The sequence below is a fragment of the Pectobacterium brasiliense genome (assembly GCF_013449685.1).
GTDB lineage: Bacteria > Pseudomonadota > Gammaproteobacteria > Enterobacterales > Enterobacteriaceae > Pectobacterium > Pectobacterium brasiliense_A.
This window is the reverse complement of the sequence record NZ_JACDSF010000028.1, coordinates 72,651-84,142: the sequence shown is the minus strand read 5'-3', so window position 1 is coordinate 84,142 and position 11,492 is coordinate 72,651. Positions and strand designations below refer to the sequence as shown.

Below are 11,492 nucleotides of genomic sequence, written 5' to 3'. Positions count from 1 at the left end.
GCCCGCCAGCACGAGCGAGGGAGATTAGCCTATGGGGAAGAACGGGGCTAAATATCGAGTTCGATGTCGCCCTGCGGCATACAGCAGCAGGGGAGGATTTCATCCTGTTGGATGCAGGCCAGAGGGGTTTGCCGATACGCGACTCTGCCTTTTACCAGACGCAGCCGACAGGAACCGCAATAGCCTGAGCGGCACTGATATTCAATGCTGACTCGGTTGGATTCCAGCACATCCAGCAGGGAAGGGCCGTCGTCTGAACAGGAAAACTGCGCACCGGATGTGCGCAGCGTGATCGTTGGGTTGCTCATCGATTACAGTTGGAAATCGCTCAGATCGTCGTCGCTGATTTCTGAATCGATCTGACCGACCAGATAGGAGCTGACTTCAACTTCCTGTGGCGCGACCTGTACGTTATCGGACACCAGCCAAGCGTTGATCCACGGGATGGGGTTGGTGCGCGTCTGGAACGGCAGCGGTAGCCCAACCGCCTGCATGCGGATGTTGGTGATGTATTCCACGTACTGGCACAGAATATCTTTGTTCAGACCAATCATCGAACCATCACGGAACAGGTATTCAGCCCACTCTTTTTCTTGCTGAGCAGCCAGCACGAACAGGTCATAACACTCTTGCTGACACTCTTCGGCAATCTGCGCCATTTCTGGGTCGTCATGGCCGGAACGCATCAGGTTCAGCATGTGCTGCGTGCCGGTCAGGTGCAGCGCTTCATCACGGGCAATCAGCTTGATGATTTTGGCGTTGCCTTCCATCAGTTCGCGTTCTGCAAAAGCGAAGGAACAGGCAAAGCTGACGTAGAAGCGAATCGCTTCGAGCGCGTTTACGCTCATCAGACAGATATACAGCTGCTTTTTCAGCGTATGCAGATTCACGGTCACTGTCTTGCCATTCACCTGATGTGTCCCTTCACCCAGCAGATGATAGTAGCTGGTCATCTCAATCAGCGAGTCGTAGTAACCGGAGATATCCTTGGCACGTTTCAGAATCTCTTCGTTCGTGACGATATCGTCAAACACCAGCGATGGATCGTTCACGATATTACGAATGATGTGCGTGTAGGAGCGTGAGTGAATGGTTTCCGAGAACGCCCAGGTTTCCACCCAGGTTTCCAGCTCAGGGATAGAAATCAGCGGCAGCAGCGCCACGTTTGGGCTGCGTCCCTGAATAGAATCCAGCAGCGTTTGGTATTTCAGGTTGCTGATGAAGATATGCTTTTCATGATCGGGCAGCGCCTGATAGTCGATGCGATCGCGGGACACGTCGACTTCTTCTGGACGCCAGAAGAAGGACAACTGCTTTTCGATCAACTTTTCGAAAATTTCATACTTTTGCTGATCGAAACGCGCGACGTTAACTGATTGACCGAAGAACATCGGTTCGAGCAACTGGTCATTTTTGTTCTGTGAAAAAGTGCTATAGGCCATGAGTCTCTCCAAAAAAATGCCGTGAGCATTTTTTAACGCCGCGTATGAAGGCCCATAAGGGACGGGCAGCGGCGCCTACTATAAAAGATGAAAGGCTGCATCGGCAGCCTTTCATTATTGGCTTAAATCTTACACGCGCCGCCTTCGCAGCCGTCGTCCTGTGGTTCTGCCAACAGGTCGTCTTGTACGTCTTCAGCGCCGTCACGGGTGTTTTGGTAATACAGTGTTTTAACCCCGAATTTGTAGGCTGTGACCAGATCTTTCAGCAACTGTTTCATCGGCACTCGACCTGATGGGAAACGTGACGGATCGTAATTGGTGTTGGAGGAGATCGCCTGATCGACAAACTTCTGCATCAGCCCCACCAGTTGCAGATAACCATCGTTATTTGGCATATCCCACAGCAGTTCGTAAGCATCTTTCAGCGTTTCGTACTCTGGCACAACCTGGCGCAGAATGCCGTCTTTGGACGCTTTGATGCTGATATGGCCGCGTGGTGGTTCAATACCGTTGGTGGCGTTGGAGATCTGAGATGACGTCTCAGACGGCATCAGCGCGGACAGCGTGGAGTTACGCAGACCGTACGCTTTGATGTCGTTACGCAGTGTTTCCCAGTCGAGATGCAGCGGTTCGTTACAGATCGCATCCAGATCGCGCTTATAGGTATCGATAGGCAGAATACCCTGCGAATAGGTGGTTTCATTGAACCACGGGCAAGCACCTTGTTCGCGTGCCAGCACATTCGACGCCTTCAACAGATAGTACTGAATTGCTTCAAACGTTTTGTGTGTCAGGCTGTTGGCGCTGCCGTCAGAGTAACGCACACCATTTTTCGCCAGATAGTACGCGAAGTTGATCACACCAATACCCAGTGTGCGGCGACCCATCGCACCACGCTCTGCCGCAGTAATCGGATAGTCCTGATAATCCAGCAAGGCATCCAGCGCGCGCACGGCCAGCGTCGCGAGCTCTTCCAGATCGTCTAAGCTGTTGATGGCACCGAGGTTGAAAGCCGACAGCGTACACAGCGCGATTTCACCGTTTTCATCATTCACGTCGTTCAGCGGCTTGGTCGGCAGTGCGATTTCCAGACACAGGTTTGACTGGCGAACGGGGGCAATCTGTGGATCGAACGGGCTGTGCGTGTTGCAGTGGTCAACGTTCTGAATATAGATGCGACCCGTAGAAGCACGTTCCTGCATCATCAGAGAGAACAGTTCGACCGCTTTGATGCGCTGTTTGCGGATGCTGTCATCCTGCTCATATTGCACATACAGGCGCTCGAATTCATCCTGATCGGCGAAGAAGGCATCGTACAGTCCGGGTACGTCAGACGGGCTGAATAGCGTAATTTCTTCACCTTTTACCAGACGTTGATACATCAGTTTGTTCAACTGCACGCCGTAGTCGAGGTGACGAACGCGGTTGCCTTCTACACCGCGGTTGTTTTTCAGCACCAGCAGGCTTTCCACTTCCAGATGCCAGAGCGGATAGAACAGCGTGGCAGCCCCGCCGCGTACGCCGCCCTGAGAGCAGGATTTCACCGCCGTCTGGAAGTGTTTATAGAAAGGAATACAGCCAGTGTGGAAGGCTTCACCACCGCGAATTGGGCTGCCGAGCGCACGAATGCGGCCTGCGTTGATGCCGATACCGGCACGTTGGGAAACGTATTTTACGATCGCGCTGGAGGTCGCGTTGATGGAATCCAGACTGTCGCCACATTCGATCAACACGCAAGAGCTGAACTGACGTGTTGGCGTACGTACGCCCGCCATGATTGGCGTCGGCAGAGAAATTTTGAACGTCGAGATCGCGTCATAAAAACGTTTAACGTAATCCAGACGCGTCTCACGTGGGTAGCCGGAGAACAGGCAGGCAGCGACCAGAATGTACAGGAATTGGGCGCTTTCGTAGATATCACCGGTGACGCGGTTTTGTACTAGGTATTTCCCTTCCAGCTGTTTTACCGCCGCATAGGAGAAATTCATGTCACGCCAGTGATCGATGAAAGCGTCCATCTGGGCAAATTCTTCGGGGCTATAGTCTTCCAGCAGGTGTTTGTCGTACTTGCCCAGTTCCACCATTTTGGTGACGTGAGTCAGCAGCGCTGGCGGCTCAAACTGGCCGTAGGCTTTCTTACGCAGATGGAAGATAGCCAGACGCGCGGCCAGATATTGATAATCCGGGCTTTCGCGCGAGATCAGATCGGCTGCGGCCTTAATGATGGTTTCATGGATATCAGAGGTTTTGATGCTGTCATAAAACTGAATGTGTGAACGCAGTTCGACCTGAGAAACGGAGACATTGTGTAAACCTTCTGCGGCCCAGGTAATGACGCGGTGGATTTTATCCAAATTGATTCTTTCTTTACTGCCATCGCGCTTGGTAACGAGCAAGCTCTGGTTCATGTTGGGATTTACCTGTTGGTGAAAATAAAAAATATCCCCTGTTTATTCACAGAAGTGCCTCTGTGACTAACTCTGTGGATAAATACTAGATATAGATATTTTTTAATAAATGGCTACTACATGGTGAGTATTTTAGTCTGGATTCGTTTGAGTACAAGGCTTGATTTTGGTGTTAGTTTCAGGTTGCCGAACCGTTGGTTTCTCGAAATCCTGATTTTGTAAGGGCTAAGAGGATGTCAATATTCTGTAAAAAAAATAAGTCGTGGTCATTTTGTTGGTTTTTCAGGTAAAACCTAGAAAATTGCGCGGTGAAAAACCACGCAATTTTTAAGAGTGTTCTTAATCGGTTCTATTTATCGTGCCGAGTGTGTAGCATGTAGTTCACGTCCACGTTTGGACCCAGTTTAAAATGGTCCGTCAGCGGGTTGTAGTGCAGCCCGGTGATATGCTTTTCACGCAGTGGTGTACTGTCAACCCAGTGCATCAGCTCTGCTGGTCGAATGAACTTTTTAATGTCGTGCGTGCCGCGCGGTACCATTTTTAGCACGTACTCAGCACCGATAACGGCCATCATCCACGCTTTCGCATTGCGGTTGATGGTGGAGAAAAAGACGTGCCCGCCCGGTTTGACCAACTTGGCGCAGGCCTGCACCACGGATTGCGGGTCAGGAACGTGCTCCAGCATTTCCATGCAGGTGACGACATCGTAGAGGCCCGGATGCGCGTGTGCATGCGCTTCTACCGTTTCCTGCACGTAATTGACGGCGACACCGCTTTCTAGTGCATGTAAACGCGCGACCTGCAACGGTTCTGCGCCCATATCGAGCCCGGTGATGTCCGCGCCTTCACGCGCCATGCTTTCGGCCAAAATACCGCCGCCGCAGCCGACATCCAGCACTTTCTTGCCGAACAGGCCTTCCGCATGCTGAGAAATATAGCCCAGACGCAGCGGATTAATGCGGTGCAAGGGTTTGAATTCGCCTTCTAAATCCCACCAGCGTGAAGCGATTGCCTCAAATTTGGCAATCTCCTGATGGTCAACGTTCGGAGTTTGATTGTCTACATTCATGTGTCATCACTGCCTTTCGTCATCTTTATACTGCCGCGAGTATACTCCCTTCGCGCTGCAACGTGCAGCGGTGTCGCTTTTCTCCGCAAGGTGTTTTTCTCTACAAAGTAATTGTCCACTGGGAAAACCGTCTGTTCCGAGCGGAAGGGAGTTTCCCCCGAAACGGCGCTTTGTGATATAATTTTTCACCTTTTGAACAGTTCACTTTTCTGAACGGTTCACGTTTCTGAACACGGGTAGATGCCTAAATAGAGGGATAGCGGCTCCATGAGCGACCTTGCCAGAGAAATCACACCGGTCAACATTGAAGAAGAGCTGAAAAGCTCGTATCTGGATTATGCGATGTCCGTTATTGTCGGGCGTGCATTACCAGATGTTCGAGATGGACTGAAACCGGTACACCGCCGCGTACTGTATGCGATGAGCGTACTGGGCAACGATTGGAACAAACCGTATAAAAAATCCGCCCGTGTCGTCGGGGATGTCATCGGTAAATACCACCCACACGGCGACTCTGCCGTTTATGAAACTATCGTGCGTATGGCGCAGCCTTTCTCACTGCGCTACATGCTGGTCGATGGTCAGGGCAACTTCGGTTCGATTGACGGCGACTCCGCGGCGGCAATGCGTTATACCGAAATTCGCATGTCGAAAATTGCTCATGAACTGCTGGCCGATCTCGAAAAAGAGACGGTCGATTTTGTGCCGAACTATGACGGCACCGAGCAGATTCCTGACGTCATGCCAACGCGTATTCCCAACCTGCTGGTTAACGGTTCTTCCGGTATCGCTGTCGGGATGGCAACGAACATTCCACCGCACAACCTGACGGAAGTTGTGAACGGCTGTCTGGCGTATATCGACGATGAAAACATCACCCTTGAAGGGTTGATGGAACACATCACAGGCCCGGATTTCCCAACGGCGGCGATCATCAATGGCCGACGCGGCATTGAAGAGGCCTATCGCACTGGGCGCGGTAAAATTTACATCCGTGCGCGTGCTGAAGTGGAAGCGGACGCGAAAACCGGACGTGAAACCATCATCGTGCATGAAATTCCGTATCAGGTGAACAAAGCACGCCTGATCGAGAAAATTGCCGAGCTGGTCAAAGATAAGCGTATCGAAGGTATTAGCGCACTGCGTGACGAATCCGATAAAGACGGTATGCGTATCGTCATCGAGATTAAGCGTGACGCCGTGGGCGAAGTAGTACTGAATAATCTGTATTCCCAGACGCAGCTTCAGACGTCATTCGGCATCAACATGGTCGCTCTGCATCAGGGCCAGCCGAAGATCATGCCGCTCAAAGACATTCTGGCCGCGTTTGTGCGCCACCGTCGTGAAGTGGTGACGCGTCGTACCATTTTTGAACTGCGTAAAGCCCGTGACCGTGCCCATATACTGGAAGGTCTGGCGATTGCGCTGGCGAACATCGATCCGATTATCGAGCTTATTCGCCGTGCGCCATCACCTGCTGAAGCGAAAGCCTCGCTGATTGCACAGGCGTGGGAACTGGGCAGCGTGGCGGCGATGCTGGAACGTGCGGGCGATGATGCCGCGCGTCCAGAGTGGCTGGAGCCAGAGTTCGGTATCCGTGACGGTCATTACTACCTGACGGAACCGCAGGCGCAGGCGATTCTGGATCTGCGTTTGCAGAAGCTGACCGGCATGGAGCACGAAAAGCTGCTGGATGAATATAAAGCGCTGCTGGCGGAAATTGCCGAGCTGCTTTATATCCTCAATAGCCCTGAGCGTCTGATGGAAGTCATCCGCGAAGAGCTGGAAGCGATCAAAACGCAATACAGCGACGAACGTCGTACGGAAATCACGGCGAACACCGCTGACATCAACATCGAAGACCTGATCAATCAGGAAGATGTTGTCGTCACGCTGTCTCACCAGGGTTACGTGAAGTATCAGCCGCTGAGCGACTATGAAGCGCAGCGTCGCGGTGGTCGTGGCAAGTCTGCTGCTCGTATAAAAGAAGAGGACTTTATCGATCGTCTGCTGGTGGCGAACACCCATGATACGATTCTGTGCTTCTCTAGCCGTGGCCGTCTGTACTGGATGAAAGTATACCAACTGCCGGAAGCGAGCCGTGGCGCGCGCGGTCGTCCGATCGTCAACCTGCTGCCGCTTGAGGCCGATGAGCGTATCACCGCGATTCTGCCGGTGCGTGAATACGAAGAAGGCCGTCATATCTTCATGGCAACCGCGAGCGGTACCGTGAAGAAAACGGCGCTGACGGAATTCAGCCGTCCACGTAGTGCGGGGATCATTGCGGTTAACCTGAATGAAGGTGACGAGCTGATTGGCGTTGACCTGACCGACGGTAGTGATGAAGCGATGCTGTTCTCTGCGGAAGGCAAAGTGGTTCGTTTCTCTGAGCAGGCGGTGCGTTCCATGGGTCGTACTGCAACGGGGGTTCGCGGTATCAATCTGCAAGGCGAAGATCGCGTCGTTTCTCTGATCATTCCTCGCGGCGAAGGCGATATCCTGACCGTTACGCAAAATGGCTTTGGTAAGCGTACTGCCGTGAGCGAGTACCCGACCAAGTCGCGTGCGACGAAAGGGGTTATCTCTATTAAGGTTAGCGAACGTAACGGTAAAGTGGTTGGCGCGGTTCAGGTTGATGCCGCAGACCAGATCATGATGATCACCGATGCGGGAACGCTGGTGCGTACGCGCGTGTCTGAAGTCAGTATCGTTGGCCGTAACACGCAGGGTGTTACGCTGATTCGTACGGCGGAAGATGAACATGTTGTCGGCCTGCAACGCGTGGCCGAGCCGGTAGAAGATGAAGAGCTGGATGGCGTGGTAAAAGTTGAAGGCGAAGTTGCCGAAGACGATGATGCTGCCGACGACATTGATGGCGATGATGATATCGCTGAAGATGACGAATAAGTCTTTTCAGTAAACCGGAATGAGTAGAGTAAGCCAGCGCGATGCGCTGGCTTTTTTTATCGACTCTCGGTAGTGTATCAGTCAACTAGTTCTTCCATTATTCAACGGTATCCATTTGAAGTATCTCGCCTCATTCCAGACCACATTAAAGGTGTCCCGCTATTTGTTTCGGGTTTTGGCGGTCATGCTGTGGGTATTGGGCGCGCTGATATCCGTTTTTTATATCACTAAAGTATTGAATGAAAAAGAATCAGCACTACGGCAGGCGTATAACCTCAGCTTTGATCAGTCGCAGGGTTACATCCGACACGCGTCGGATATTGTGCGCGAACTCCAGTATCTGGCGGTAAATCGCCTGATGCTGGCAAGAGAAAAGGCAGAGTCGCCAGCAGAAGGAGGCTCCGGTGTCTCCGTGTATGCGTTGGCTCCCGGCGCAACCTGTTCCACACAATATGGTGGGAATGCGGCGCTGCTCTCATTGAGCCATTTCTTCAACGGCTGGCAGGATAATTTCTCCGCCGTCTACGATCTTAACCGGGTCTTTTTTGTCGGTGGCGATCGGCGCTGTATGGTTGATTTTGGCATCCGTAACCAGTCACTTGACCGCGATAACTTGCTTAAAAATGTGCAGGATCGGTTTCAGGATCAGAAGAAGAGTCGCACCCAGAGCGGACGCGATGAAACGATCTATTGGATTACCCCCGCTTCGATTCCCGATGTCGGCTATTTATATGCGCTGACACCGATTTATGTGGATAACAAGCTGGAAGTCATCATGGGGATTGAACAGACGATTCGTCTGGATGATTTCGTCACCATGGGTAAATTTCCAATTAGCGCCCGACTGCTCGATCAATATAATCAGGTTGTTTTGCAATTTTCCGATGATAAAGAGCGTTACGCTTCTTCGGTAGAGGGCTATCCCTCCGATCATAACTATTTTGGTTATGTTAATGGGTATGATGAACTCATTCTGAAGAAATCGCTGCCGCCGACGTCGTTCAGCATCGTGTATTCGCTGCCGTCAAAGGTGCTGCTCTCCCATATCAGCGCCTTGATGATCAATATGCTGATGCTGAATATGCTATCGGCTATCTTACTGTTTATACTGGCGTTGGTATTTGAGCGGAAAATGCTGTTGCCAGCGGAAGTGAATGCGTTCCAGTTGGAAGAAAACGAGCAGTTTAACCGCAAGATTGTCGCATCTGCACCGGTAGGCATTTGTATCCTGCGTATTAATGATGGCACGAACATCCTCAGTAACGAACTGGCGCACAACTATCTCAACCTGCTTACCCACGAGGATAGGCTGCGCATTACCCGCATCATTTGCGAGCAGCAGTCCAAGTTTGTGGATGTCATGACCAGCCGCAATCATCACCTGCAAATCAGCTTTGTCCATTCGCGCTATCGTAATGAAAACGTGGCGATTTGTGTGCTGCTGGATGTCAGCGCACGCGTCAAAATGGAAGAATCGCTACAGGAAATGGCGAATGCCGCCGAGCAGGCAAGCCAGTCTAAATCGATGTTCCTTGCCACCGTCAGCCATGAATTGCGTACGCCGCTGTACGGGATTATCGGTAACCTCGATTTACTGCAAACCAAATCGCTACCGCAGGATGCCAATCGTCTGGTTGCCGCGATGAACAATTCTTCCTCGCTGCTGCTGAAAATCATCAGCGATATCCTCGATTTTTCCAAGATTGAGTCGGAGCAGTTGAAGATCGAAGCGTGTGAGTTTGCGCCGCATGAAGTCATTAGCCACATCACCAGCAACTATCTTCCGCTGGTGGTCAAGAAACGCCTGACGCTGTACTGCTTTATCGATCCGAATGTGCCGGTTAGCCTGTTCGGCGATCCCGTACGTTTGCAGCAGGTGTTATCTAACCTGCTGAGTAACGCCATCAAATTTACAGACACGGGCTGCATTATTTTCGAGGTCGGTTGCCGCGATGGTTATCTGGAATTTGTGGTGCGTGATACCGGCGTGGGGATTCAACCTCGCGAGGCGGTGAAACTGTTTGACCCGTTCTTCCAGGCCGGAAGCGGTGTCCAGCGGCATTTTCAGGGCACGGGATTAGGGCTGGCGATTTGTGAAAAGTTGGTCAATCTGATGGATGGAGACATTACCATCGAATCGGAACCGGGTCTCGGTAGTCTGTTTGGCGTTAGAATTCCGCTGTATAAAGCGCGTTATACCCCAGTGGTGATCAACGCGAGTTTGCAAGGGAAAACGTGCTGGTTGAGGATACGCAATGCCCGACTGGAGGCTTATTTGCTGACGCTGTTGCAGGAGCAGGGGCTGCAGGTAGCGCGTTATCAGAATCAAACCGTGTCGCCTGATGATGTGATGATTAGCGATTCTGCGTCAGAAGAGGACGTTAACGTTCGGGCGCATATTGTAATGAGTGGCTCGCATAACGGGTTAGCGCAGGAAGTGAGAGATGGGCACTGGGTGCAAGGGACGTTTGCGCCTCAACATCTGCCGGATTTGCTGGAGAAAATCTATCGCTCAGAAAGCGAGGACAGACATCGTATCGAGATTTCACCGCCGTTGACCAGCTACATACGGGCTGAAAACGGCGACATTATGATTCTGGTGGTTGACGATCATCCCATCAACCGTCGACTGCTGGCGGATCAGCTCAGTTCTCTGGGCTATCAGGCGATGACGGCGAATGATGGCCTAGATGGGCTGAGCGTGTTGAGTAAACATCATATTGATATCGTGCTGACGGATGTCAACATGCCGAATATGGATGGTTATTTGTTCACACGACGTATGCGCGAGCAGGGGTTACGTTTCCCAGTTATCGGTGTAACGGCAAATGCGTTGGCGGAAGAAAGAGAGCGTTGCCTCGGGGCTGGGATGGACCACTGTTTGTCAAAACCGGTTACGCTGGATACGTTGCAGCAGGCGTTGACGCATTACAGTAACGTGGTGCGTCAGGCAAGAACCGCTGAGGAATAGCCTGCACCAGCGGCTGCCGGTGCAGGAGAGGAAATCCTTAGTCTACCTGTGTGGCGCCGCCGTTAACGGAGGACAGGTAATTTAGCAGGGCGATATCGTTCTCGACGCCCAGTTTGGTCATGGCTGACTTCTTCTGGCTACTGATCGTCTTGATACTGCGATTCAGTTTTTTAGCGATTTCGGTAACCAAAAAGCCTTCTGCAAACAAGCGCAGCACTTCACTTTCTTTCGGGGACAGGCGTTTGTCGCCGTAGCCGCTAGCGCTGATTTTCTCCAGCACTTTGGATACGCTGTCTGGGGTGAATTTCTTCCCTTTTTGCAGGGCAGCCAGCGCCTTGGGTAAATCGGTCGGCGCACCCTGTTTCAGTACGATGCCTTCAATATCCAAATCCAGCACCGCGCTCAGAATTGCCGGATTATTGTTCATGGTAAGAACAATAATAGAAAGGTGAGGAAAATGGCGCTTAATGTATTTAATGAGGGTAATACCATCGCCGTATTTATCGCCTGGCATGGATAAATCGGTGATTAAAACATTAGCGTCCAGCTTAGGTAGGTTATTGATCAGCGCTGTTGAGTCTTCAAATTCGCCAACCACATTGACCCATTCAATCTGCTCCAGTGATTTTTTGATGCCAAAAAGAACAATAGGATGGTCGTCAGCAATAATTACGTTTAAGTTACTCATCGTTTTG

At 51.6% G+C, this 11,492-nt stretch carries 7 protein-coding genes; 2 read left to right on the top strand and 5 right to left on the bottom strand.

The genetic code is table 11. The features are described 5' to 3' along the window. Nucleotides 1-47 precede the first annotated feature (47 nt). From yfaE to ubiG, 4 genes are all read right to left on the bottom strand, one after another. The gene (gene yfaE / locus H0248_RS12315) at nucleotides 48-308 is read right to left on the bottom strand and encodes a class I ribonucleotide reductase maintenance protein YfaE (protein ID WP_010284079.1); all 261 of its coding nucleotides are present in this window, start codon (nucleotides 306-308) and stop codon (nucleotides 48-50) included. Nucleotides 309-311: 3 nt separating this feature from the next. Further along, nucleotides 312-1,442: a class Ia ribonucleoside-diphosphate reductase subunit beta gene (gene nrdB / locus H0248_RS12310; protein WP_010284080.1), complete on the bottom strand. Its 1,131-nt coding sequence runs from the start codon at nucleotides 1,440-1,442 to the stop codon at nucleotides 312-314. A 122-nt stretch (nucleotides 1,443-1,564) separates the two neighbouring features. Further along, complete coding sequence (gene nrdA, locus H0248_RS12305; protein ID WP_180786151.1) at nucleotides 1,565-3,850, bottom strand: class 1a ribonucleoside-diphosphate reductase subunit alpha; 2,286 nt, start codon at nucleotides 3,848-3,850, stop codon at nucleotides 1,565-1,567. A gap of 349 nt (nucleotides 3,851-4,199) precedes the next feature. Beyond that, entirely contained in the window at nucleotides 4,200-4,919 is a 720-nt protein-coding gene (ubiG, locus tag H0248_RS12300) for a bifunctional 2-polyprenyl-6-hydroxyphenol methylase/3-demethylubiquinol 3-O-methyltransferase UbiG (protein ID WP_180786150.1), read from the bottom strand. 267 nt (nucleotides 4,920-5,186) lie between these two features. On the opposite strand from ubiG, the gene gyrA reads away from it, so the two are divergent. Both gyrA and rcsC read left to right on the top strand, forming a co-directional pair. Continuing rightward, the gene (gene gyrA, locus H0248_RS12295) at nucleotides 5,187-7,826 is read left to right on the top strand and encodes a DNA topoisomerase (ATP-hydrolyzing) subunit A (protein ID WP_180786149.1); all 2,640 of its coding nucleotides are present in this window, start codon (nucleotides 5,187-5,189) and stop codon (nucleotides 7,824-7,826) included. A gap of 115 nt (nucleotides 7,827-7,941) precedes the next feature. Next, on the top strand, nucleotides 7,942-10,797 hold the full coding sequence (rcsC, locus tag H0248_RS12290; RefSeq protein ID WP_180786148.1) for a two-component system sensor histidine kinase RcsC: 2,856 nt from the start codon (nucleotides 7,942-7,944) through the stop codon (nucleotides 10,795-10,797). Between the two features lie 37 nt (nucleotides 10,798-10,834). Here rcsC and rcsB read toward each other — a convergent pair whose 3' ends face one another. Next, nucleotides 10,835-11,485, bottom strand: a complete 651-nt coding sequence (gene rcsB, locus H0248_RS12285; protein WP_005976164.1) for a response regulator transcription factor RcsB — start codon at nucleotides 11,483-11,485, stop codon at nucleotides 10,835-10,837. Nucleotides 11,486-11,492 lie beyond the last annotated feature (7 nt).

What these genes read in the sequence shown, in the direction of transcription:
- yfaE (WP_010284079.1), bottom strand. Translation starts at nt 308, where the DNA reads ATGAGCAACCCAACGATCACGCTGCGCACATCCGGTGCGCAGTTTTCC.
- nrdB (WP_010284080.1), bottom strand. Translation starts at nt 1,442, where the DNA reads ATGGCCTATAGCACTTTTTCACAGAACAAAAATGACCAGTTGCTCGAA.
- nrdA (WP_180786151.1), bottom strand. Translation starts at nt 3,850, where the DNA reads ATGAACCAGAGCTTGCTCGTTACCAAGCGCGATGGCAGTAAAGAAAGA.
- ubiG (WP_180786150.1), bottom strand. Translation starts at nt 4,919, where the DNA reads ATGAATGTAGACAATCAAACTCCGAACGTTGACCATCAGGAGATTGCC.
- gyrA (WP_180786149.1), top strand. Translation starts at nt 5,187, where the DNA reads ATGAGCGACCTTGCCAGAGAAATCACACCGGTCAACATTGAAGAAGAG.
- rcsB (WP_005976164.1), bottom strand. Translation starts at nt 11,485, where the DNA reads ATGAGTAACTTAAACGTAATTATTGCTGACGACCATCCTATTGTTCTT.